This is a genomic window from Phycicoccus sp. HDW14, assembly GCF_011383005.1.
Taxonomy (GTDB): Bacteria; Actinomycetota; Actinomycetes; order Actinomycetales; family Dermatophilaceae; genus Phycicoccus.
Map to the genome: position 1 here is coordinate 3,031,149 of NZ_CP049935.1, position 22,832 is coordinate 3,053,980.

19 protein-coding genes, 1 tRNA gene and 1 pseudogene are annotated in these 22,832 nt (G+C 68.3%); 9 read left to right on the top strand and 12 right to left on the bottom strand.

Translation table 11 applies throughout. The features are described 5' to 3' along the window. Positions 1-8: 8 nt before the first annotated feature. From G7075_RS14945 to G7075_RS14955, 3 genes and pseudogenes are all read right to left on the bottom strand, one after another. Complete coding sequence (locus tag G7075_RS14945) at positions 9-671, bottom strand: phosphatase PAP2 family protein (RefSeq protein WP_166123007.1); 663 nt, start codon at positions 669-671, stop codon at positions 9-11. Positions 672-1,261: 590 nt separating this feature from the next. Next, positions 1,262-2,430 (bottom strand): annotated as a pseudogene (locus G7075_RS14950) (IS3 family transposase). Beyond that, positions 2,399-3,421 (bottom strand): KAP family NTPase, encoded by a 1,023-nt coding sequence (locus G7075_RS14955; protein WP_166123009.1) that lies wholly within the window; start codon positions 3,419-3,421, stop codon positions 2,399-2,401. Before G7075_RS14955 ends, G7075_RS14950 begins: the two are co-directional and overlap by 32 nt. Positions 3,422-3,551: 130 nt before the next feature. On the opposite strand from G7075_RS14955, the gene G7075_RS14960 reads away from it, so the two are divergent. Then, positions 3,552-4,316 carry a hypothetical protein gene (locus G7075_RS14960; protein ID WP_166123011.1) on the top strand — a complete coding sequence of 255 codons (765 nt, stop codon included), beginning with the start codon at positions 3,552-3,554 and terminating at the stop codon, positions 4,314-4,316. Between the two features lie 464 nt (positions 4,317-4,780). Here G7075_RS14960 and G7075_RS20375 read toward each other — a convergent pair whose 3' ends face one another. From G7075_RS20375 to G7075_RS14985, 5 genes are all read right to left on the bottom strand, one after another. Beyond that, the gene (locus G7075_RS20375) at positions 4,781-7,645 is read right to left on the bottom strand and encodes an exonuclease domain-containing protein (RefSeq protein ID WP_205860525.1); all 2,865 of its coding nucleotides are present in this window, start codon (positions 7,643-7,645) and stop codon (positions 4,781-4,783) included. Continuing rightward, positions 7,549-7,974, bottom strand: a complete 426-nt coding sequence (locus tag G7075_RS22995) for a DEAD/DEAH box helicase (RefSeq protein ID WP_205860526.1) — start codon at positions 7,972-7,974, stop codon at positions 7,549-7,551. The genes G7075_RS20375 and G7075_RS22995 overlap by 97 nt, the downstream gene beginning before the upstream one ends. A gap of 18 nt (positions 7,975-7,992) precedes the next feature. Further along, positions 7,993-9,426, bottom strand: coding sequence for an ATP-binding protein (locus tag G7075_RS14975; protein ID WP_166123013.1), 1,434 nt, complete (start codon positions 9,424-9,426; stop codon positions 7,993-7,995). Next, positions 9,423-11,627, bottom strand: coding sequence for a TerB N-terminal domain-containing protein (locus G7075_RS14980; RefSeq protein ID WP_256378034.1), 2,205 nt, complete (start codon positions 11,625-11,627; stop codon positions 9,423-9,425). The genes G7075_RS14975 and G7075_RS14980 overlap by 4 nt, the downstream gene beginning before the upstream one ends. 1,631 nt (positions 11,628-13,258) lie before the next feature. Beyond that, on the bottom strand, positions 13,259-13,489 hold the full coding sequence (locus tag G7075_RS14985; RefSeq protein WP_166123017.1) for a helix-turn-helix domain-containing protein: 231 nt from the start codon (positions 13,487-13,489) through the stop codon (positions 13,259-13,261). 71 nt (positions 13,490-13,560) lie between these two features. Between G7075_RS14985 and G7075_RS14990 the strand changes: the two genes are divergently transcribed. From G7075_RS14990 to G7075_RS15000, 4 genes are all read left to right on the top strand, one after another. Further along, positions 13,561-13,833 (top strand): helix-turn-helix domain-containing protein, encoded by a 273-nt coding sequence (locus tag G7075_RS14990; RefSeq protein WP_166123019.1) that lies wholly within the window; start codon positions 13,561-13,563, stop codon positions 13,831-13,833. Between the two features lie 290 nt (positions 13,834-14,123). Beyond that, positions 14,124-14,252, top strand: coding sequence for a hypothetical protein (locus tag G7075_RS22095; protein ID WP_256378035.1), 129 nt, complete (start codon positions 14,124-14,126; stop codon positions 14,250-14,252). Between the two features lie 701 nt (positions 14,253-14,953). Beyond that, positions 14,954-15,199 (top strand): hypothetical protein, encoded by a 246-nt coding sequence (locus G7075_RS14995; RefSeq protein WP_166123021.1) that lies wholly within the window; start codon positions 14,954-14,956, stop codon positions 15,197-15,199. A 165-nt stretch (positions 15,200-15,364) separates the two neighbouring features. Continuing rightward, entirely contained in the window at positions 15,365-15,541 is a 177-nt protein-coding gene (locus G7075_RS15000; RefSeq protein WP_166123023.1) for a helix-turn-helix domain-containing protein, read from the top strand. Positions 15,542-15,557: 16 nt separating this feature from the next. Here G7075_RS15000 and G7075_RS15005 read toward each other — a convergent pair whose 3' ends face one another. Together G7075_RS15005 and G7075_RS15010 are read right to left on the bottom strand one after the other, a co-directional pair. After that, complete coding sequence (locus tag G7075_RS15005) at positions 15,558-16,697, bottom strand: site-specific integrase (protein WP_166123025.1); 1,140 nt, start codon at positions 16,695-16,697, stop codon at positions 15,558-15,560. Positions 16,698-16,913: 216 nt separating this feature from the next. Next, positions 16,914-16,986, bottom strand: a tRNA-Arg gene (locus tag G7075_RS15010). Between the two features lie 259 nt (positions 16,987-17,245). Here G7075_RS15010 and G7075_RS15015 point away from each other — a divergent pair. Then, a complete protein-coding gene (locus G7075_RS15015) occupies positions 17,246-19,069 on the top strand; it encodes a phosphoenolpyruvate carboxykinase (GTP) (RefSeq protein WP_166123027.1) in 1,824 nt (607 codons plus the stop codon). An 81-nt stretch (positions 19,070-19,150) separates the two neighbouring features. On the opposite strand, the gene G7075_RS15020 is transcribed toward G7075_RS15015, so the two are convergent. Beyond that, positions 19,151-19,537, bottom strand: a complete 387-nt coding sequence (locus G7075_RS15020) for a hypothetical protein (RefSeq protein ID WP_166117789.1) — start codon at positions 19,535-19,537, stop codon at positions 19,151-19,153. Positions 19,538-19,906: 369 nt separating this feature from the next. Between G7075_RS15020 and G7075_RS15025 the strand changes: the two genes are divergently transcribed. From G7075_RS15025 to G7075_RS15035, 3 genes are read left to right on the top strand one after another with little or no spacing between them, the layout of a single operon-like run. Further along, the gene (locus G7075_RS15025) at positions 19,907-20,647 is read left to right on the top strand and encodes a response regulator transcription factor (RefSeq protein WP_166123029.1); all 741 of its coding nucleotides are present in this window, start codon (positions 19,907-19,909) and stop codon (positions 20,645-20,647) included. A gap of 4 nt (positions 20,648-20,651) precedes the next feature. Further along, positions 20,652-20,939 (top strand): hypothetical protein, encoded by a 288-nt coding sequence (locus G7075_RS15030; protein ID WP_166123031.1) that lies wholly within the window; start codon positions 20,652-20,654, stop codon positions 20,937-20,939. A 59-nt stretch (positions 20,940-20,998) separates the two neighbouring features. Next, entirely contained in the window at positions 20,999-22,150 is a 1,152-nt protein-coding gene (locus G7075_RS15035) for a HAMP domain-containing sensor histidine kinase (protein WP_166123033.1), read from the top strand. A 112-nt stretch (positions 22,151-22,262) separates the two neighbouring features. Here G7075_RS15035 and G7075_RS15040 read toward each other — a convergent pair whose 3' ends face one another. Next, entirely contained in the window at positions 22,263-22,751 is a 489-nt protein-coding gene (locus tag G7075_RS15040; protein ID WP_240917648.1) for a GNAT family N-acetyltransferase, read from the bottom strand. Between the last annotated feature and the right edge of the window lie 81 nt (positions 22,752-22,832).

The window sequence follows — 22,832 nt, forward strand, 5'->3', positions numbered from 1 at the left end:
GCTCCGGCTCAGGCCGGTTCGGGCTCGCGACGGGCGCCCGGGGTCCACCCGGTCCAGCGGAGCCGAAGCGCCTCCACCGCGATCGCGGTCACCGCGAGGACCCCGATGCCCATGGCGAGCCCGGCGAGCACGTCCGTCGTCCAGTGGTAGCCCAGGTAGACCCGGCTCGCGCCCACCCCCACGCTGCCGATGAGCCACGCACCCACGGCCAGCACTCGCACCCACCGCTGCCGGAACCGGACGATGACGACTCCCGCGAGCAGCCCGAGGAAGACCGTCGTGCCGAGGGTGTGCCCCGAAGGGAAGGCGGGCGAGCCGTCCGGCGGTCCGTACGTCGCCCACGCCTCCGGCCTCAGCCGGTTGACGAGGTGCTTCACCCCCACGATGAGCCCCGCCGTCGCCACCATGGCCGCGACGAGCACGGATGCGAGCCGGCGGTCACGCCACTGCACCCCGACCCAGAGCACCAGCACCGCCGCGAAGACCGCGATGCTGAGCTCACTGCCGAGGTAGGTCAGCAGGTCGGCCACGACCGTCAGCGCGGAGTCCCGGAGTCCGGGAACGCGCCGCTCCACCACCGGGTCGAAGATGCTTAGGTCTCCGTGCTCGAGGACCCCGTCGATGAGCTGGGCCGTGGCAACGACACTGACGATGAGCAGAAGGGAGCCCACCCACACGACAGGTCGCCGGTAAAGGGTGCCCAGGGCACGACTCCACCTGTGCATCACTCATCCTCCTCCCTCCGTACGTCGACCGCCCCAGCCTTGACAATCCACCTGTGTCCCGCCTGTGCAGACCATCTGCGGCGACCATGTCTCGACCAGCCGTTCGCGGCATCGCACGATGAAACGCGTGGGCAGCGTCTCCACCCGGCTAGGCCTCGCGTCATCGCCGAGCGAACGTTCGAGGTCTCGAGTCACCACCCACCTCCGAGGCGCTCCAGCAACGCGCGACGCTGGGCCCGAGGCGAATCTCCACCTCCTCCCCGCGCGCCCGGCCCGAGTGGCAGCCGGCGACAGGCCTGCCGTGGTCGTTCGACAGCCCACAACCGTGAGCGAAGTGTTCGCCACGCGGATGCCCGCGTCTATCCGCCTGCTCGCTCGATCGAGCAGCCCCTGCGCAACCGACAGACCTGCCAACCCCACGACTGACGGTTGCCACCCACCGACGTCACCCTCCAAGGCGCACCCCACGACATCGACGAACCAGCCACCATCAACGGGACTGCTAAAGGTCTGGTTGTCACTTCCGGTGTGGTGTTTCAGGCCGCGTGAGCGGCTGCGTTGATGGTCTCAAACTCGATCGGGGTGAGCTTGCCGAGGGCGCGTTGCCGGCGCCGGCGGTGGTAGGTGCGCTCGGTCCAGGTGACGATGGCGAGGCGGAGCTGGTCGCGGGTGTCCCAGCGGCGGGCGTTGAGGACGTTCTTCTGGAGCAGGGAGAAGAAGGACTCCATGGCGGCGTTGTCCGCCGAGGAGGCGACCCTGCCCATCGACCCGCGCAGGCCGTGTCGGTGCAGGGCGGCGACGTAGGGCCGGGAGCGGAACTGGCTGCCCCGGTCGGCGTGGACCACGCACCCGAGCGCCTGGTCGCGGCCTCGGCGGGCGATGGCCATCTCGAGGGCGTCGACCGCGAGGTGGCTGGTCATCCGTGAGTCGATCGAGTAGCCGACGATCCGGCGGGACCAGACGTCCTTGACCGCGCACAGGTACAGCTTCCCTTCGGCGGTGGGGTGCTCGGTGATGTCGGTCAGCCACACCATGTTCGGTCCGGGCGCGGTGAAGTCCCGCTCGACGAGGTCGTCGTGCACCGGCGGACCGGGCTTCTTGGACCGGCCCCGCTTCCTCGCGTGGGCCGAGACGATCCCGGCCTGCGAGCACACCTTCCACACCCGCCGCTCCGAGACCTCGTGGCCGGCCTCGGCGAGCTCATCGGCGATGAACCGGTACCCGAACCCTGGGTCGTCGCGGTGGACCTCCAGGGCGGCGTTGGTCGCGTAGGCGTCGACCAGGTCCCGCTCACTGACCGGGTCGGCTCGCCAGGAGTAGAACGCCTGCCGGGAGAACCCGAGCAGCCCGCAGGTCACCGCGACGGGGATCCCGTCGGCGGCAAGGTCCAGGACCAGCGGGTACGTCATTTTGGGGACTGGCCCAGCTTCAGGTTCGCCTGGGACAGGTACGCCGCGGCGCGGCGCAGGACCTCGTTCTCCTGCTCCAGCGCCCGGTTGCGCCGCTTGAGCTCCTTCAGCTCCTCCGAGTCGGCCTTGGTCGCGCCGGGACGGATCCCGTCCTCGACGTCAGCGGCGTTGAGCCAGTTCCTCAGACACGACTCCGAGATCCCGAAGTCCTTGGCCAGCTGCGCGATCGGAGTCTCGCCCTTGCGGGCGACCGCGACCACGTCGTCACGGAACTCCTTGGGATGGGGTGCAGGCATGTCGACATCCTTCCAGCGGGACCTCCCGGCCCCACAGATCTGGTGTCAACCGAACCTTCAGCAGTCCCATCTCGGTTTGCGGAACCAAGGGCAGATGGTGCTCCAACTGCGCGAGGTAACGATCGATGGACCTTGGGGTCCGCAACAGCGCTAAGAAGACGTCAAGCATCGTGTCAAGTCGTCCGTCCTCGTTCGGGTCATCGCGCGAAACGTGCGCCAAACCCCTGTTGATGCGAGCCAACTGCTGATGCCGGAGCAACGGCGGGACGAACAATGGGTACTGAACGATCTTCTCCATGAAGCGCTCAGCCGTCCCATCAGTGCGATCCACGATCTGGGCCGCCGCAAGCGTGCGGAAGACTGTCTCGTCATCGTAGGCAAGCAGGTAGTCGACGCCATCGAATCTTCCGAGCTGTCGGACCACCCGCAGGAGTGCCATCAACTCCTCCGGCTGAAGCCGATCGATGTCATCCACCACGACCAGGATGGGTCGACCAAGTTCTCGTAGTTGCGCCGAAGCCTTGGCAAACGCGATGTCCCATGGTGGCTTCGCCTGTGACGCCTCTACAAAGCGCTTGAGCAAAGTAGCGACCGAACCGCCGGCAACCGGGATGAGGGCTGTTGCCGGGGCGGCCACAAGGGCGGTCAGGGCAAGAGCCTTCCGCACATTCTTGGCCTTGCTTGGCAAAGAGTGCGCGATTGACGAGTAGAACTCCGACAGAAGCCCCGGCACGTCACTAGTTGCCCATGGCGTGAAGCGGGCAACAATCCACTCGGGATGCTCACGCTGAAGCGATTCGACGATCATGTTGACCAACGACGTCTTGCCGCTACCCCACGGACCACTCAGCCCCACTACGGAGCTCGACTCGAAACTGTGCAACGACGCCACTAGGGCCGCCGCCCGATCTGCATATTCACCACGATCGAGGTCGTCCTCTGCGGCTGATGTCAGTGGTTCGTCAGCCCACTTAGCGCTCGCTCCCACCATGCGCCACATCCTCGCCTACCCTCCGCCCGTATGAGTAAGACACGGTCATGCGACGTCTGGACCGGACCCCTCTTCAACTCACCTCCGGCAAGCCCGGCCCAGAGTCCGGTACGCCCAGTACGGTCGAACGATGACCTCGCACTCTCTCTTGGCGAACCTCGACGATGAACAAGCGGAACTCATTCTGCTCATGGGTCGCCCACTGGCACTCGGAGAGTTCGCTGACGCTAGGGGTTGGCCGGTTTGGGACTTCGTCGACCGCACGTACCGAGGTCGCCACCCCGGCGGGTCATGTGTCGACGTCCTGGCTTCGCTGCCTGCAATCGTCGTGGGCGGTCGCACCTACGGATTGTGGTGGCGCAGCAATGGACTCAGTGGTCTTGGACTGCAACCAGACGAACGCGTCGGCCTGTCCATCGTCGGCCTTCACCATCTGTGGCCGCTGCTAGGGGACTCGACACAGAGATTCAATGGGGCTGAAGTATGCCTCGACATCATCCGCACGGCGGTGGATCTCGAGCAAGAGCTCGAACAGAATGCTGACTGGACGACAGTTCGAAAAGGTCAGTACGACCTTCGCACCCAACGGTTCGCCTCTCGTGACGGGGCACCAGTCGAGTTGTTGGGCCAGACGCTCCGCAGAGAGTTCATTCCACTTGCTTCTCCGACAACGAATTTCAACTATGTCGTCGAGTTTGGCGCTGGCCGACTCTCGCCCCTCAGAGGGGTCCAGACCGTCGAGGACTACATTGCGGTCGCTGAGTCTCTCTCGCAACGGCTGGCCCCCAGCGGCCTGCTCCCTCGCCGATCCGGCTACCCGCTGCTCTGGACTATCTCGGGCTCGTCCTCGACGGTGACCATCGCTGGACCGCCCAAAGACCAACGTTGCTACTGACAAGCCTCGCGGATGCGGGGGCACTGACGCAGGACCCAACGACACAAGGGGAGTTCGATCGAAACGTCAGCGTCCTGTGGAACATCCTCGGCCGCCTTCGAAGCCCCAAGGCGGCCGAGGAGTCGTACCGACGTCGCGGCTGGGATGCCGAGGCCTCTGGATCGCTAAACAACATGCATATCTGGCTAGCCGAGGTTCTCAAGGTTGAGGCGGAAGTGAGCGAACCTATGGCAACCATTCGTGCTGTCGGCCGAATCCGTCAGGGCTCGCAGCACGGTTCGAGCGCCACCCAAAGGAAGCGGGACGAAGCACTGGGTCGCTTCGGGCTGAGTTGGCCGCTCAGCGACTGGGCAGAAGCGTGGAGGCGGGTTGCTGACGGATGCGCCGCCTCGGTCTACGAGATCGCTCAAGCCGTGCGAAGGGTTTGATCTTGGCTCAGCCAGAGCGCGCCAACGAGGACGTCATCAGCGACCGCCCACGAGCTGAAGGGCCGTTCTCAGCCGCGCGACGTCGGCTGCTCGAAGGCGGGGGAACATCTGACGCAGGAACAAGGCCTGCAGGTGTCTCACACGCTCACGGTCCAAACCCCATACGCTCGCGGTCTCGTCGAGGTCGGCGCGCTCCGCATCGCTCAGTTCAAGATCCGCCAGTGCGCGGCTGAGAAGATCGAGATAGGCGCTTGCGCCTTGGTCGGCCGGACCGGTCAGGGCACCTCGAGCCGCGAGGACAGGCTGGACGCGACGCTCGCTACCTGCGGGGTCGAGGGCGCGCGGCTTGACCACGGGCGTTGACACCGAAGGCGCAGACGTCAGCGGCAGAGCGCTGTCGGCAAGCTCGTCGAACGGGTTCACCCCAAGTCGAGGTGCGAGCCGCAGGAAGTGGCCCAGTAGCGCTGCTGTTGCCTTGGCGTCGCCGAGCGCGCTGTGAGCGCCGTCGAGGCGAATGCCTGCGTCATCGCAACAGTCAGGTAGTCGGCGGGCGTCTGTGAAGTGCCCAGCCAGGCTCATGGTGCACAGCGTGGGCCACAAGGGAGGTTGCTGCCTCGCCCGCAGGAACTCCGCGGACAAGAAACCCAGGTCGAAGAGGGCGTTGTGCGCGACGACGACTGTACCGGCGAGATGACCGGCCAAGAACGGCATCAGATCTGCGAACCGGGGCGCTCCGGCGAACTGCTCGGCGGTGATGCCATGGACATGGCTGGGGCCGGGGTCTCGATCAGGGTTGACGAGGGTGTGCCACGTGTCGGAGACCGTCCCGTCGGGGGCTGCGCTGACCACTGCGATCTCGACGATTCGGTCCGCCTTGTGGGCGGCAAAGCCCGTCGTCTCGAGGTCCACCACGCTGAAATGCGTGTGTCCCAAGACTGGGAGCTCGCCCAGAGGTTCGATGGGTTCGCGCTCGGTCATCGTCCACATCGGGAGGCGACTGGGCGTGCCGGGTGCAGACTCAGCGGCGATGTCGGACAACGCATCCCATGCACCCGCAACGTCGAGCTGGCCGGCGGCATATCCACGAGCCGCCAAAACTGGGCCGAGGTACTCGTCGTACTTCTCGACAGCAGCGTTGGCCACCGTGGCCGCAAGCGTCTCTGCCGACGGCTGGGGGGCATCGGCCAGCTCGCCAACGAGGGCGTGCAGGTCTCCAGCACTGACACCCGAGACCGAAAGTGACACCCCTTCTTGCCCCACGCGAAGCCCGCGCGATGCGAGGGTGACTGCAAGTGTGTTCATGATCTTGTCGCCTCGCCAAGCGAACAACCTGCTGTCGTGACCGTCCTGTTGGACGGAGTGGGCATGCAAGCCCATCTGGTGGAACATCCGGCGGCCTTCGTCGAGCAGCTGCGCCGCCGCGGCGTCCAGGTACGCGGGCACGTCAGCACTCTGGTAGACCTCGCGCATGCGTCGACGGACGGTGTCGTGGATGCGCCCACTGCCACCTGTGAACGCCGGCGCTCGACCACCGGTCGCCGCAGTCAGCTGGATGACTTTGCCTCGGGTGTCGACGGATACGACCTGCCAGCGCCGGCCGCCGAAGATGACGAAGGTGCCCGGCATCAGGGGGCGCTCCACAGGGAGGCTGCCCAAAGTCCGACCGTCCGCCACGAGGCGGTACTCCTCGCCGGACGTGAACGCGCTGTAGAAGGAGTAATGGTTGACAAGCCGCTCCCCGATCCGACCGTGGAGCAGCAGGCCCGATGCGTCCTGCTCGATGAGCTCAGCCGCACCCATGTCGCGGAGAAGAGCCATGAACGTGAGCTGGTCCACGCGGCTGAACGGGCCCCGTGCGCATAGGGCGTCGAAGAGCTGCCCGGCGTGCGCGCCGCCTCGCTGGGCGATGACGGAAAGCACCTGTTGGGTGAGTGTCGAAAGGTGCAGGGCACTGGTGGACGGCGGTTCGTACCAACGGTCCAAAAGGAGGTCCACCATGGCGACCGTCTGAACCAGGTGCGTCCGAATAAGGTCCGGAGCGCTGGTCGCAGGTGTGGCTTCGGGTTCGGTGATGTACATCCGCAATATCGCCGGCTTACCGCGCCGCCCGGCGCGGCCGACGCGCTGGCGTAAGGCCGAAACGCTGAACGGTGCCCCGACCTGGGCGATGGAGTCAGCCGACCCGATGTCGATGCCCATCTCCAAAGTTGACGTGCACACCGCGGTCGTGGGTGCTGCAGGGTCCTTCAGGCGTTCTTCGACGTGCTCGCGTAGGTCCTTGGACAGGTTGCCGTGGTGGGCGTAGAACTCGTTCGGGACCCGCAACTGCTCACTCGCTTGAGTCAACAGGTCGGTGTACGTCTCGACGGCGGCACGGCTATTGGCAAAGACGAGGTTGTCGCGTCCTCGCATCACCTCGAACAGGTGACCGGCGATGTCCTCTGCGCTCGCCGGCTGGGCTTGGTCCGCCGCTCGCGGGTCTACGTCGACGTAGCCACGGACCTGCAGCAGGAGCTCTCCACGCTCTGCCGCGTCGTCCGTGACGACGAGCACGGTGTCGCCGCCGGGGCGAACGAACCGCGCCGCGCCGGCCATGTCGCCAAGAGTGGCTGACAGAGCAATGCGCGGAATTGTGCGGCGGATGACCAGCTCGGTGCGGTGCAGCAGTGATTGGAGCTGTGCGCCGCGTTCGGTGCCGATGAATGCGTGCAACTCGTCGATGACCACAAACCTGCAGCCACCCAAGATGCGCGCGGCGTCGTTGCCGTGGTTGACGAACAAGGACTCCAGCGACTCCGGGGTGATCAGCAGGATACCGTCCGGGGTCTTGCGAAGCCGTTCCTTATGGGACGCCGCAACATCACCGTGCCACCGGTGGACCGGGACCTCGGCCCCTCGCACAGCTGCTCCAGCCGGGCAGCTTGGTCGTTGATCAGCGCCTTCAGAGGGCCGATGTACAGGGCCTTGACCCCACCACCGGCGCCCTCACCCATCCCACCCGCCAGAGCAGAAACGATAGGGAGCCACGCTGCCTCGGTCTTGCCGCTGGCGGTGGCGGCCGCGACGATGACATCTCTGTCTCCGGGGCCGATAGCAGCTGCGGCGCGCTCCTGGACCGGGCGCAGCGTCGACCACCCTTGGTCCCATACCCACCGCTGAACCGCGGGGTGGAACTGCCCGAACGCGCTGGAAGGCGCAGATCGCGGTGAGCCGTCACCGGAGCCTGTCACGCGCGCCGACCGCTGCGCTCAGAGCCTGAAGCTGGAGAGCTCGTCACGATCGTCCGGCTCCGTCCGGACCGGTTGAGCACCAACGGCGTTGAGGGTAACCGTCGTCCCGTCACTGGATCCACCCAGTCCGGACGCGCCCAGGCTCGCAGCCGCGTCCTCGGTGTTCTCGGCAAGCGGTTCGAGGTCCGGGTCGCTTTCGGCCGTGAGGGTACTGCTGGCGACGAGTTCGTCCCAGGACAAGTGGGGGTTCTGCTCGAGGATCGCCAGCAGGTCCAGGAAGCCCTTGATGGTGTTGCGCGGGGTGCGGAAGTACGCGTCCCCGACGCGGCTGGCGCAGTGCTCCATGTACGAGCGCAGTCCGTGGTCAGGCACGAGGTACTGCCCTGGGTCTCCGCTGGCTTGGACGTGCCGCAGCTTCGCCAAGAGCAGGTAGAAGTCCTCTGGGCTCAGGTTCGCCAGCCGCAGAACGGGGCCGGAGTAGTCGACCATCCCGGCGCGCGCAAACGTGTTCTCGGCCAGCCTCGACTGCAGCGCGGCATACGAGTACAACCCGCGGCGGGTGTCCATCAGGAAGTCAGGGGTCCCGCCGAAGACGAACCCGAGTCCCTGCGCTGTCCCTTGGAGGCTGTCATTGAGGATGCGCAGGATCTGCTCGTAGTTCGCGTTCCTGGCTTGCGTGTTGGCCAGCTTGTACAGGTTGACCATCTCGTCGAGGCACACGAGGAGACCGTCGAAACCCGCCAGTCGCACGAACCGGGACATGAGCTTGAGCTGGTCGTAGAAGTTGGCGTCGTCGATGATGGTCCGCACCCCGAGAGCGGCGCGGGCGTCAGTGCGGGTGGCGAACTCGCCACGAAGCCAACGGACGGCATCCAGCTTGAGCGTCTCGTCTCCGGTGTCGTGCCCTTGCCAGTACTTGCCGACGACCTCCGCGAAGTCGTATCCGCCTGTGAGCTCGGTCAGGGACGCCAGCCGAGTCGCGATCGTGACCTCCGGGGTCTGCCCGGTGGCCTTGGCCTCCGCCAGGGCCTGGGTGACGAACCGTTCAACCACGTTGGCCAGCGCACCACCGTCAGGTTTGGCGCGGGTGGCCATGTTCCGCATCAACTCGGCGTAAAGGCTGCGGGCCTGCCCTCCGGTGGCGTGCAGCCGTCGGTCGGGAGACAGGTCAGCGTGCACGGTGACGAGCTTGCGCTGAAGAGCGATGGACCGGACCAGGTGCAGGAAGAAGGTCTTGCCGGACCCGTACTCCCCGATGACGAACCGGCTGCCGGACCCACCATCGACGACCCGGTTGATATCCGAGAGCAGCGCTGTCACCTCGGCTGCTCGCCCGACTTGAATGTGGTGCTGCCCAGTCCGAGGGACGACGCCGGCGCGCAACGACTGCAGGACGGCGTCGCGCTCTCGGGGCCTGATGCGCTCGGCGCTGTCGTTGGTTGGAGTGGTCATGCGAGCAGTCCTTCCAGACCCTCAGGGTTCATCTCGAGGTCATCGTCACCCTCGATGACCGGTTCACCGGTGGCATCGATTGCGGCTTCGTTCAGCATGTCGATAGCGCCGTCGGGCATCACGCCGCAAGCCGCGGCAAGGTCATCGAACTCAACGCGGGTCCATGCCTTCCGCTCGGCGAGTACACGGAGAAGGGCAGAGGTCGAGGCATCGAGGCCGGAGATGACTCCGCCGGCCGGGGGCGGCGCAACCATCGGAGGAGCAGCTGCATGAATCGTCGCGGTGACGAGCCCACCATCGCCGATGTCGCTGGATCCGCCACGGTCTGTCGTGGCGGAAACTGGCTCTTGGTCATCCTCGGTGAACAGCGTCCGGAGCAGAGCCGTCACCTCAGCCGTCTCCTCGAGTTTGGTGGCGATCACATCCTCGTCCAGAACCAGACCAGGAGCGGAGGCCCCGCGCGCGTCAGGTTCGTCTTGCGTCGGGACGGCGAAGCCCGCGGCCTCTGGAGTGGCCTCACGCACCCGTACGGGACTCGTTGAGGGCCGTGCGGGCTCGGTCATGGACACGTGCAGCCGGCTCGTGACGGAGGCAGGATCCAGCCCGAGAAGCCGGTAGATCTTCCCCAGTGACGTCACCTCTTCCGGCGAGATGACGCCGTCGGCTGCTGCAACGGTGACGATCAGCTGACCGATGCCTTCCCGCTGAGCGGATGTCAGGGCCTCCAGGCGCCTCTTGAGACCAGTCGTCTTCAGTTCGTCGTTCAGCAGCCACGTGAGGTGGGCCCTGAGACGGGTCCGCTCCCCCTCTGTCAGGTGCAGTGCAGCATTGAGGTGCTCGACCAAGTGGGACTGCTCGTCGGGGCTCACGTTGCCGTCCGCAGCCGCGACCACTGCAGCCAGGTGTAGCAGCGTCATGGCTGCGGAGTACATGGGTGTGGCCGCGGCAGGGCTGACAGGCCCAGTACGGAACAGAACAGCAGGACCCGACGTGACGGGGGCCCCACCCAAGCGGACATCCGGTTCGACGCCGACACCGAACTGCCCTAGCAGCGATGCCAGGGCTGTGGTCTCTGGCTTGGACATCTTCGCCGAGTTCGCCACCGGCCACCGCCTCAGGAGCTCGCCCCCATCGATGACGGCCGCATCTTGCCCGGCCAAGGCCTGCTCGACCCACGAGCGGAACTCCGTCACGGCTGCGTTGCTGGTGGGCAACTCCGCTGGCAGGAGCGCGGCGCCGGCCAGCGCGTCGCGGGAGGTGGGGTTCGGGTTGCGCCCTACCCAACGGCTGAAGGGGTCGAGCTCGTCAGTCACCCTGTCGAACAGCTCGCGCAGAGCTCGTCCTGCGGCAGGGCTCTCCAGCACGTCAGGGACGCCAGACATCTCGAGTTCGGCGCCTCCGATCCCCGAACTGGCCGTGTAGTAGCTGGCCTTCACGGGCCTACCGGTGGGTCGCACCTTCAGTCCGTCTCCGTGCCTCTCTCGGTAGCGGAGGGCGAACAGGGTGGCGAACTCGTCCGGGCACCGGCTTGCCGGTGTCCTGGGGTAGATCTCCGGGTGATACCAAGCCCACGCCAAGGCCCAGTTCGCGGGAACGGGGTTGCCATCCGCAGCGAAGTCGCCCAAGGCGACGCGCAAAACCATCGGAACCGGATACGTCTGTCGAAGCAGGGGCGGCGGTGTCGAGATGGCCGCGTCACTCGTAGCCCCGAGCAAGTCGAGAACCGTCAGGAACTGGGATGCGTACCCCCGGAAGGACCCGTTCTCGCCGTAGACGCCGAGAAGCCGATCCACCTCACGTCGGATGGACCCGACTTCTCCCGTGAGGGACTTGTCCGCGGCGATGTCGACGAGGGCCCGACGCTCGAGGCCATAGAAGTAGAGGAACACGTACCCGATGGCCGCACGAGGGTTGCTACGTCCACTAGACAGCCACTCCAGGTAAGCAGCACGAGCGCCTGCACTGAGCCCGGCGTAGGTGGGCCAGTAGCCCAACGTTCGACCCGCAGAGTCCGGGCGTCGTTGATCGACGCGCAGGGAGGGGTCGATCAATGACGGCTCGGGATTGACTTTCGGAGAGCTGAGTCCGCGGCCGACATAGACCATGCCGGGCAGCTTGAAGCCACTCACGGAGACCGGAACACCTTCCGGATACCACGAGGCCGTGCGTGACAGGGCATGCGCGCCCGCACGCCCGGCCACCCTGGCAGGGGACGCAGCAGCAGGCTGCTTCCCTGTTCTAGTGTGGCCAGCCGCTGGCGCAGGCGGTGCGTCCGGCCGGGATGACCGTGCTTCAGATCCTCGATTCGTCCCGAAGAGCTTGTCCAAGAAACCCAAGGCCGTCCCCCCATCTCATCCGCCAGAGACGTGCTCCTGGCTGCGACGCACGCTACCGGAGCCGTCCGACGGAGGGGGCCACCACAGGCACGGTCCCGCCGACCTCACGAGTTCTCTAGGCCGGGCAGGCACCCGGTCGGCCCCTAGGAAACCAGGAGGTCGAGGGTCTCGAGTCCCGCCCGGCTTCCGGCCTCGAGCGCACCTTCCATCCAGCCGTTGAACCCGAAGGCGGTGTCGGACTCGGCGGACACAAACCGGCCCTCACTCTCGGCCAGCGCGGACTGGTGCTTGGCATCGCCTTGCCGGGGGACGAGCCAGGCGTCCTTCTAGGACTCGTTCGTGCGCCAGTCGTGCGCATCGACCTGAACGATCTCCGCCTCGGGGATGAACACGCTAGTCGCGCGCTCGACGGCAGCGGGGTCCGGGAGGTGCAAGGAGTGCCCACCGTTGAAGCCGACGTACAAGTCGCCCACGTCGCTCACGTCCGTACGGAAGAACAGGTCAACCCTTCGCCCTCGCCGCAGCCCAGCACGCCCTCCTCGGGGGCGTTTCGCAGGGTTGCCCAGAGCTTGACGCACCGCCCCGGTGCAGCCCGGTACTCGTGACCCGCTTCGGCTCGGAGAGAGCTGGTTCGAAGTCGAGAGCAGAACCCGGCCCGGTAACGCTCGTTAGCAGGCCGGAAATGCGTCCTCACGGGCTCATCGTGTGAGGCGACCTCCCGATATGGCGGTCCGGATTGGGGTTGCGATCGCTGCCGGTAACCCGGGGGGCATCTAGTCCCGCGACCTCCACAGCGCCAACAGATTGCGGACGGCGGGCGCCCGACCGCATCCTCAACCAGCGGGGCGATGGTTCCACTCACCATGAAGCGCATCGACCTGGCCCTCGCTGCGAGGGCGTGGGTCTGGACTCCGAGCGATCCTTGCTTGTCGCCAGCACCCGCACCTGCAGGCCGCTCTCGTCCATGCGCCACCGCCAGCCGCCAGCCGCCAGCCAAGCACTGTCAGGCAGCCCTTGCGTCGGTACGGAGCCCTCCTACGCCCCCTCGGGACTCGAAGAGCACTAACCGGGTTCGTAACGTTCGTTGTCAGACGGAACGCCTCGGATCGAAGCGATCGTGTGAGCTGACGGACCGCGAGCGCAGCATTCTTGTTCCGCAGGACCAGCAGAGAAGGGGCCGCGCGACCTCGCGCGCGCGTTAGTGCTCTAAAAGAGTTCTGAAGGAGACGGTTGAGGGGTCGGCCTTTGGACTTCGTCCACGGCCTCCCTTGCGTGGATGAGCGCGCACCTCATGCTCTCTCCTAAGTGTAATGAGAGTTCTAGCAGGACGCGCGCGCGAGGCGCAATCCCAAACTGGGACAATCGAACTGGAAGTTCTGCTAACGCACGTTGTCACACCGATTAGTCATGGGGGCTACCGGTCCCACAGCCGGCGACACTCGGAGACAGCAGAGTCCGCTGCTGGCCACCACGCCCCCGGGAGGAAGGGCCGACGTTCAGCCCTTGGGGATCAGGTCCGCAGCGTCGACGCCCAGGGCGTCTGCGATGGCCCAGAGGCTCGCCAGCGAGATGTTCCGCTCGCCGCGCTCCACGCCGCCGACGTAGGTCCTGTGCAGTCCGCTCTCATGCGCCAGCACCTCCTGCGACACGCCGCGCTCCAGACGTGCGCTCCGCACCCGTGCTCCGAACGCGCGGAGGCGCGTCTCACGGGAGCGGTCAACGGGCACCCGACGATCGTCAGCGTGTGATGCTTATAAGTCGACAGACTATAAGTATCATTCGCGGAGGAGGTCAGAGGATGGAGCGCACACCAAAGCTCTACTCCGCCGAGGAGGCGGCAGAGATGCTTGGCCTCAAGCGGCGCAAGGTCTGGAATCTCGCGGCCTCGGGCCGGCTCGAGCACCATCGCATCGATCGACAGCTCCGGTTCACGCTCGCCCAGATCGAGGCGTTCCTCGCCAGCACCGTGGTCCCGGCCGACCAAGGCCGCAAGGTCCCAGAGCCCTCCGACCTGCGGAGCATGCGAGCCGCGGCAGGAAGTCGTCGACGACGAGGCTCAGGACAGCCATGAAGCGAACCATCGGCATTACCAAGATCGGGGCGCCTGCAGATGACTGATCGTTGCGATACGAACACGCAGCCCGAGTCGACCCAGCGCATACGTCGTGGACCGGACACTCGTGACCCCAAGGTCGAAGCGTGGCTTCGCGAGACGGTGGCCAGAGCGCCGCGACGCACCCCAGAGGAGGTTCGACGGATGGAGGACCTCATGCGACGTGCCCTGACAGCCCACGCAAGCGCGCAACGGCAGAAGCAGCTTCGTGCTCGCCGCGGAGACACGCCTCATGAGGAGGGCGGCTGATGTCTGCAGCCGAGAACAAGGTCAGCGCGCCCGCCGACGGTCACGCCGCGCGCTACGCCCGGCTCGTCGAGCAGTGCCCCGACGTCGAAGCGTGGGTTGAGGCCGCTGTCCGAGCTCTGCCCCCTTGACGGCTGAGCGCCGTGCCCGCGTGGAGGCCATCCTCGAACTCATCGACTAGGTCGCCCGGCCACGGATTCGCCACTTCCGCGACGGGTCCTGACAACGATCGTTGTCAGGATTTCAGGTGCGGTGGCTGCCTCCGTCCCCGAGCAAATCTGTCGCTGCCTCAGCGGCATCACTGCGCAGCGCCGCTGTCCAGCAGGGCAGAAGCACCGCTCACTCCTTCCCTACGCGTCGACCCTGGAGCAATGCCGAGCAGGTCTTCCTCGCGGACCGCTGCCTGGCCCACTAGCGGCACGCCTCGCCTTCCACGACGCTGCGCTCGGTTGGTCGGCCATCCGATCCTTCCGTCGTCGGTTGTCGCCACCTGGCCAGCGGATGGGCTCGACGAGGCACCGGCCGGTGGATCGGGAATCCACGCAACAACGTTCATTAGCCCCAGCTACCGGCTGCTCGGCTCTCTAACGTGCGTTGCCGGGCCCTGCAGTCGCGCCTCAAGGCAAGGACTGCCATCCTCCGACAACGGGCGATACCCGTCCCACCTATGGAGCAAGGACGTCCCCACATGGCAGCGACGAGGACAGCGCGCCACGCGGCCGTCGGCGGTGCGGGCCTCGCTCCGTGTGGCCGCCCCGCGCACCGGCGCTCAGAGGCGCGGCACGAGCCCGGCCCGTCACAACGTCGGATGACCCCTCAGAGAGGTTGACTCATGGCTGCACATGTCGAGAACCGCACCACACCCTGGGCCATCCGCCGTTGGTGGGTGGTCCCTGTCGCCGCCCTGCTCACGGTGGCCAACCTCTGGCTCGCGCTGGTGTTCACGGTGGTCACGGCCATCGTGTTCCGGCGTGACAAGCCCGTGGCCTACACCCTCGGCGCCATCGCCGTGCTGATCGTCCTCGCTCTCTCCCTCTTCACGGGGGTATCCGGCGGCGGGGTCGGCACGGGTGGTTGACCCGGCCGCACCCGGACTGCGCGGGCGTGCAGCGGTGTCCTCGTCGAGCGTGTAGTCCCGGTCGCTCATCATCCAACGCGCCAACGACATGCGCAGGCCTCGTCGGGCACGGATGCGCGCAGGCGCCCAGGGTTTGATCCGAACCTCGGCGGACGACAACCGGACATGACAGAGCGCCTGCACCGGATCCCCGAAGTCGCCGACATCCTCGGCTGCGGCCGCACCAAGGTGTACGACCTGCTGCAGTCGGGCCAGCTGAAGTCCGTGAAGGTCGGTTCCATGCGTCGGGTCCACTCCGAGGACCTAGCCACCTATCTCGCCAGCCTTCGCAGATCCAGCTGACCCGCAGACCGGCCTCTCAGGACCCCGGGGCGAAGAGCCTGGACGTGACGGCGGCCGTGTACTCCGCAGCATCCGCGGCCTTGACGTGGCCGTAGACGTCGACCGTCGTCGTGATGCTCGAGTGGCCGAGGAGCTTCTGGACCTGCGCCATCGGGGCTCCGCCCTCGAGCAGCAAGGTCGCTGCGGAGTGACGAGCATCGTGGCGCCGGACCTTCCGCACGCCGGCACGCTCGAGAAGGCTCTCCCAGCGCTTGGCGTCGTTGTTGGGGTCGAACGGGGTCCCCCGACTCGTGACGAAGACGTAGCCCTCCGGGTTGTACTCAACGGCCTCCATGAGCTGGCGCTTGACGTGCTCCTCGCGGACTCGCTTGAGGACCTCGACGTGCTCTCGGTTCAGCAGCACGGTGCGGCGCGAGTTCGCGCTCTTGACCGGCACTCGCTGCAGTCCCTGCCCGGGCCGGTACTGGAGGGCCTCGCTCAGGACGATGCGCGGACTCTCCTCGGCGAAGAGGATGTCGCACCAGCGGAGCCCGAGGACCTCCCCGCATCGCAGACCCAGCGTGAGGGCGATCAGCCACCGTGCGCGCTCGCTGTCGGAGCGCGCTGCGGCGAGCACCCGAGCCGCTTCGTCCATCGTGAGAGGACTTGCCTTCTTGGCATTCCGGGGCAACGGCGCCGCAACCAGCACAGGGTTCGACGCGACGTTGCCGTAGCGCACCATCATGTCCATGCACTGCCGCAGGACGATCCGTGCCTGCCGGGTCGTGGAGGGCGACAGGCCTCGGGCGAGCATCCCCTCCTGCCACGACTCGACGTGCTCGACGGTCAGCCGGTTGACCGGGTGGTGCCCCAGCAGCGGAGCGATGTGCGCCGAGATCGCATGCCGGTAGCCAGTGCTCGTCGTGGGGCGCCAGTTGCGGGCGCGGAGGCTGAACCAGTGCTCCAGGGCGTCACCGACCGTGGCGAGCTCCGGCCCGTCCTTGCGCAGCTCCCCCTGGCTCTGGCTCTCAGCGACCAGGGACTGCCACGCGACGAGCGCGTCTGCTCGCTTCTTACGAGACACCCGTCGCCGTCGCCCAGCCACGAAGCCCTGGACGTGCCACCGGCCACCGGACTGGTAGATCGAGTTCTCCCCGTTGCCGCGCTTGCCCGCCATGCCGTCCTCCTGTTTCCGGGTAGCCACGTCCGTGGCGCCCTCACCTGGACGTCGGCGGAGGAGGACGGCCAACCAACCACAGAACACGGGGGCATTCCGATGACCACGTGCTGGTTGCCACCCTGTTGCCACCACAACGAAGAGCGGGGCCCCTCGTGGAGGGGCCCCGCTCTTCGGACACAGGCCGTGGCCTGCGACTACTGTCTCAACACAGTGCGCGCCCGAAGGGATTCGAACCCCTAACCTTCTGATCCGTAGTCAGATGCTCTATCCGTTGAGCTACGGGCGCTCGTCGCGCGCTGAGCGCAACGACTGAGCAGACTACCGGAGCCCCGCCCGCCCCGAGAAATCGGCCCGGCCGAGCCCGTTGTCATCCCGTCAACACGCCCTTTCGCAACCTCTTGTGAACCCATTCACAAGCGCGTGACGCCGCGCTCGGGCGGTTCTACCGTGAGGGGTGAGGCTCCCCGCGGTGGGCGGCCGAGGTTCCGCCGAACGCCCGTCGCCCGAGGCCGACCACACCGGCACCCGGCGGAAGGAACCACCTGATGACCACCATCGCGACGACGACACCGCGCACGACCCACGCCGACCTGCAGTCCTGGGTCGACGAGGTCGCCGCCCTCACCCAGCCCGACGAGGTGGTGTGGTGCGACGGCTCCCAGCAGGAGTGGGACCGCCTCACGACGCAGCTCGTCGAGAACGGCACCTTCGTGCGGCTCGACCCGGCGAAGAAGCCCAACTCCTTCCTCTGCCAGTCCGACCCCACCGACGTCGCCCGCGTCGAGGACCGCACCTTCATCGCCTCCGAGCGCGAGGAGGACGCCGGCCCGACGAACAACTGGGTCGACCCCGCCACCCTCAAGGCGACGATGACCGAGCTCTACCGCGGCTCGATGCGCGGCCGGACGATGTACGTCATCCCGTTCGTCATGGGCCACCTCGACGCGACCGTCCCGATGTTCGGCGTCGAGATCACCGACTCGGCCTACGTCGTGACGAACATGCGCATCATGGCCCGCATCGGCGCCCCGGTGCTCGCAAAGATGGAGGAGCTGACCGCCCCGTTCGTCAAGGGTCTGCACTCGGTCGGCGACCCGCTGGTCGACGGCCGCCCGGACGTCCCGTGGCCGTGCAGCGACACCAAGTACATCGCCCACTTCCCCGAGACCCGCGAGATCTGGTCCTACGGCTCCGGCTACGGCGGCAACGCCCTGCTCGGCAAGAAGTGCTACGCGCTGCGCATCGCCTCGGCCATGGCTCGCGACGAGGGCTGGATGGCCGAGCACATGCTCATCCTCAAGCTCACCTCCCCGTCGGGCTCGGTGCACTACGTGGCAGGCGCCTTCCCGAGCCAGTGCGGCAAGACCAACCTCGCGATGATCGAGCCGGCCCTCGAGGGCTGGAGCGCCGAGATGGTCGGCGACGACATCGCCTGGATGCGCTTCGGACCCGACGGCCGGCTGTACGCGGTCAACCCCGAGTTCGGCCTCTTCGGCGTCGCCCCCGGCACCGGGATGCACACCAACCCGCAGGCCGTGCGGACCATCGAGAAGGGCAACTCGATCTTCACCAACGTCGCCCTGACCGACGACGGCGACGTGTGGTGGGAGGGCCTGACGGCTGCCCCGCCGTCGCACCTCACCGACTGGAAGGGCAACGACTGGACGCCCGAGTCCGGTGTTCCGAGCAGCCACCCGAACAGCCGCTTCACGACCCCGGCCAAGCAGACGCCGATGATCGCCGCCGAGTACGACAACCCGGACGGCGTGCCGATCGACGCGATCCTCTTCGGCGGCCGCCGGAAGACGACCGTGCCCCTGGTCTACGAGTCGCGCGACTGGGCCCACGGCGTGTTCGTCGGCGCGACCCTGTCGTCCGAGACCACGGCCGCCGCGACCGGTGCCGTCGGCGTCGTCCGCCGCGACCCGATGGCGATGCTGCCCTTCATCGGCTACCACGCCGGTGACTACATGCAGCACTGGCTCGACATCGGCGTGAAGGCCGACCCCGCCAAGCTGCCGAAGATCTTCCAGGTCAACTGGTTCCGCAAGGACGACGAGGACGGCTCCTGGCTGTGGCCGGGCTTCGGCGACAACGCCCGCGTCCTCAAGTGGGTCGTCGAGCGGCTCGACGGGACCGCCGAGGCCGTCGAGACCCCGGTCGGCCTCGTGCCGGCGCCGGGCGCCCTCGACACCACGGGCCTGGACATGACGCCCGAGCAGGTCGCCAAGGCCCTGCGCGTCGACGTCGAGGACTGGAAGGCCGAGCTGCCGCTCATCGAGGACTGGTTCGCCACGATCGGCGACCGGCTCCCCGCTCGCCTGGCCGACGAGCTCGCGGTCCTGAAGGAGCACGTCGAGCAGGCCTGACGACGACGGGCCGGCGGTCCCTCGCCGCCGGCCCGGAAGGCCCGCGGGGCTCTCGCACCGCGGGGCCGCTCGCGTCGCGTGTCAGGTCGTGCCGGTGCCGTTCGCGTCGGACGGGTCGGTCGACCCGGTGCCGCCGGTGCCCTGCCCGCCGCGCGGCCCGTCGCCGTCCCGGTCACCCGGACCGTGGTCGCCGTCGCCGTCATGGTCGGGGAACCCGCTGCGGCCGCCACCGGGCAGCTGACCCTGGCCACCGCCCGGCAGCTGACCCTGGCCACCGCCCGGCAGCTGACCCTGGCCACCCCCGGGCAGCTGGCCCTGACCTCCGGGCACCCTGCCCGGACCACCCTGGAACTGGCCGTGCCCACCCCGCCCGACGTCCCCACGACCCCCGCCGTCGGTCTGGGCGATGGCCGCCGTGGCGCCGGCGGCACCGAGGGCCCCGATGCCGAGGGCGGCGACGAGCGCCACGACGGTGCGCCTCCCGGACCACCGGGACGGGGTGCCCCAGCCGGCCCACGGCCGTCGCCACGAGAAGGCGTCGGGGCCGGCAGCCGGCGTGGAGGCGAGGACCGGCGGCTGGGTCGCGGTCGGGGGACGGCGGGAACCGGCTCGGTGGCCCAGTCCGGCGCCTGGTCGGGGGTGGGGCGCTGCTGGCCCTGGTCACGCTCGGTCATCGGTCACTCTCCGGTCGGTGGTCGGTCCCGGCACGGTGGCAGCGCCTCCTGTGGCGCACCTGTGGCGGAGCCAGCACGACGCTGGCAGCCTGAGGGCGTGGCACACAGGAAGCGCACAGGCGACGCATCGGGTCGACCCAGCCCGAGCACACAGACTCGACGCATGCCGACCCGCCAGCAGAACGCTCCCGCCCCTGCCCTCGCCCGACTCGACGGCAGCCCGGTGCGGGTCCTCGTCGTCGACGACGAGCCGAACCTCACCGAGCTCCTGTCGATGGCGCTGCGGTACGAGGGCTGGGAGGTGCGCAGTGCCGCCTCCGGCATGCAGGCCGTGCGCGCGGCCAAGGACTTCGGCCCCGACGCCGTCGTGCTCGACATGATGCTTCCCGACTTCGACGGCATGGAGGTGCTGCGGCGGATGCGCGCGGACGACCCCAACGTGCCGGTCCTGTTCCTCACGGCGAAGGACGCCGTCGAGGACCGCGTCGCCGGCCTCACCGCCGGCGGCGACGACTACGTGACCAAGCCGTTCAGCCTCGAGGAGGTCGTCGCCCGGTTGCGCGCCCTGATGCGCCGCACCGCCGTGGCGGCCGACGAGAGCGACTCGATGCTCGTCGTCGGCGACCTGACGATGGACGAGGACAGCCACGAGGTGACCCGCGGCGGCAGCGAGATCCAGCTGACCGCAACGGAGTTCGAGCTGCTCCGCTATTTGATGCGCAACCCCCGGCGGGTGCTGTCGAAGGCCCAGATCCTCGACCGCGTCTGGAACTACGACTTCGGGGGCCAGGCCAACGTCGTCGAGCTCTACATCTCCTACCTCCGCAAGAAGATCGATGCCGGCCGCACCCCGATGATCCACACGATGCGTGGCGTCGGGTACGTCCTCAAGCCGGCCGAGTGACCCGATGACCCCTCGCCCCCACCTGCCGGCGGTGGCCCGCCGACCGTCGGGGTGGACGCTGCGCACGAAGCTGCTCGCGGCCGTGCTGGCCCTCTTCACCGTCGTGACGCTCGCGACCAGCGCCCTGACCGTGCTCGAGACGCGGCGCTACCTCGACTCCCAGCTGACCCAGGACCTGCAGAACGCCCTCGGTCGGGCCGGCGACCGCGGCGGGGTGTTCGACGATGACGGGACGGACGGGCCCCCCGCTCCGGCGGTCCTCCCGGGGCTCCCGGCTCGGACGACGTCCTGATCCTCGGCCTGACGGCGTCCGGCGCGGTCGCCACCGACCCCCGCGGCGACACCCTGAACATGGTGAGCCTGCCCGGCGGCGACGGCGAGCTCAGCGCCGCGCAGATCAGGGAGCTGACGCAGGAGGTCGAGGGCAGCCAGGCCGTCCGCGTGGACCTCGGCGACGGTCTGGGCGAGTACCTCGTCACGGCCCGGAACCTCTCCGGCGGAGGGACGTTCATCGTCGGGGTGTCCACGGCACCCGTCGACCGGCTGATGTCCAAGCTGCTGGTCCTCGTGCTCGGTGGCACCGTCGTCGGTCTGCTCCTCGTCGGCGCCGGCGGTGCGGTCGTCGTCCGCCGCAGCCTCGCCCCCCTCGACCGCGTGGCCGCGACGGCCCGGCAGGTCTCGAACCTCCAGCTCGCCTCCGGCGACGTCGCCCTCGCCGTCCGCGTGCCCGAGGCCGACGCCGACGGGCGCACCGAGGTCGGCCAGGTCGGGCTCGCGCTCAACACGATGCTCGACGACGTCGAGTCGGCGCTGCGCTCGCGCCAGGAGAGCGAGATGCGGGTGCGGCAGTTCGTCGCCGATGCCTCGCACGAGCTGCGCACACCGCTCGCGTCCATCCGCGGCTACGCCGAGCTGACCCGGCGCGAGAGCGAGCCCGTGCCCGGCACGGTGACCCACGCCATCGGACGGGTCGAGTCCGAGGCGCTGCGGATGCAGGAGCTCGTCGAGGACCTGCTGCTGCTCGCCCGGCTCGACTCCGGGCGACCGCTCGAGCGCGAGCCGGTCGACCTCACGCTCCTGGCGATGAACGCCGTCAGCGACGCCCACGCCGCCTCGCCCGACCACGCCTGGGAGCTCGACCTGCCCGAGGAGCCCGTCGAGGTCACCGGCGACGGGGCCCGGCTGCACCAGATCCTGGCCAACCTGCTCGCCAACGCCCGGACGCACACACCGTCCGGGACGAAGGTCGTCACGCGCCTACGGCCCGAGGGCCGGATGGTGCGGATCTCGGTGTCCGACAACGGCCCCGGCATCCCGGATGCGCTGCAGGCCAAGGTCTTCGAGCGCTTCACGCGCGGCGACGACTCGCGCAGCCGGGAGAAGGGCTCGACCGGCCTCGGGCTCTCGATCGTCGCGGCCGTCGGGCAGGCGCACGGCGGGCGGGTCGAGGTCGACTCGCGGCCCGGTGCCACGACGTTCTCGGTGCTCCTCCCCGCCACCTGACCCCCACCGACCGCCGCTCCCCTGCCGACTGATTGCCCAGAACCCACCTCGGAGGGGGCTTTCGGGCGTCCTCGAGGTGGGTTCTGGGCAATCAGTCGGGCGGGACCGGGGGTCAGAGCGGGAGGCGGTAGGTGATGAGGTCGACGTCGGGGCGTGGCTTCCAGTCGAGCGCCGGGGTGCGCACGAAGCCCATCCGCTCGTAGAGGCGGTGGGCCGCGGCCATCCACGAACCGCTCGAGAGGACGACGGCCGAGCACCCCTCGGCCCGGGCCAGCCGCACGCACTCGTCGCTGAGCAGCCGCCCGACCCCCTGCCCGCGCGCCGCCGGGGCGACGGCGAGTGTGCGGACCTCGGCCTCGCCCGGTCCCCCGACCTCGGCGAAGGGGGTGCCGGGCCGGACGAACGTGACCGTCCCGAGCAGCTCTCCACCGTCGTCGGCGACGAGGAGGACCGCGTCCCGGGCCCGGGCACCGGCGTCGAGCAGCACTGCGGCATAGGGATGCTTGCGCGGCATCCCGTTGTCGGCGGCGTAGGCGGCGAGGGTCAGCTCACCGACGGCGACGAGCTCGTCGGGGCGCGCGGGACGGACGACGGCGACCACCGGGCAATCCTCGCACCCTTCCCTGCCGCCGCCCCGGACGCCCGCCGTCGCCGGGAGTCAGACCGCCGCGACAGGACGGCC

Excerpts from the sequence above, each read along its gene's own strand:
- G7075_RS22095 (WP_256378035.1), top strand. The coding sequence starts at position 14,124 with ATGTCTGCAGCCGAGAACAAGGTCAGCGCGCCCGCCGACGGTCACGCC.
- G7075_RS14960 (WP_166123011.1), top strand. The coding sequence starts at position 3,552 with ATGACCTCGCACTCTCTCTTGGCGAACCTCGACGATGAACAAGCGGAA.
- G7075_RS15000 (WP_166123023.1), top strand. The coding sequence starts at position 15,365 with ATGACAGAGCGCCTGCACCGGATCCCCGAAGTCGCCGACATCCTCGGC.
- G7075_RS14955 (WP_166123009.1), bottom strand. The coding sequence starts at position 3,421 with ATGGTGGGAGCGAGCGCTAAGTGGGCTGACGAACCACTGACATCAGCC.
- G7075_RS14975 (WP_166123013.1), bottom strand. The coding sequence starts at position 9,426 with ATGACCACTCCAACCAACGACAGCGCCGAGCGCATCAGGCCCCGAGAG.
- G7075_RS15030 (WP_166123031.1), top strand. The coding sequence starts at position 20,652 with ATGACCCCTCGCCCCCACCTGCCGGCGGTGGCCCGCCGACCGTCGGGG.
- G7075_RS15025 (WP_166123029.1), top strand. The coding sequence starts at position 19,907 with ATGCCGACCCGCCAGCAGAACGCTCCCGCCCCTGCCCTCGCCCGACTC.
- G7075_RS15015 (WP_166123027.1), top strand. The coding sequence starts at position 17,246 with ATGACCACCATCGCGACGACGACACCGCGCACGACCCACGCCGACCTG.
- G7075_RS14995 (WP_166123021.1), top strand. The coding sequence starts at position 14,954 with ATGGCTGCACATGTCGAGAACCGCACCACACCCTGGGCCATCCGCCGT.
- G7075_RS15035 (WP_166123033.1), top strand. The coding sequence starts at position 20,999 with ATGGTGAGCCTGCCCGGCGGCGACGGCGAGCTCAGCGCCGCGCAGATC.
- G7075_RS15005 (WP_166123025.1), bottom strand. The coding sequence starts at position 16,697 with ATGGCGGGCAAGCGCGGCAACGGGGAGAACTCGATCTACCAGTCCGGT.
- G7075_RS14990 (WP_166123019.1), top strand. The coding sequence starts at position 13,561 with ATGGAGCGCACACCAAAGCTCTACTCCGCCGAGGAGGCGGCAGAGATG.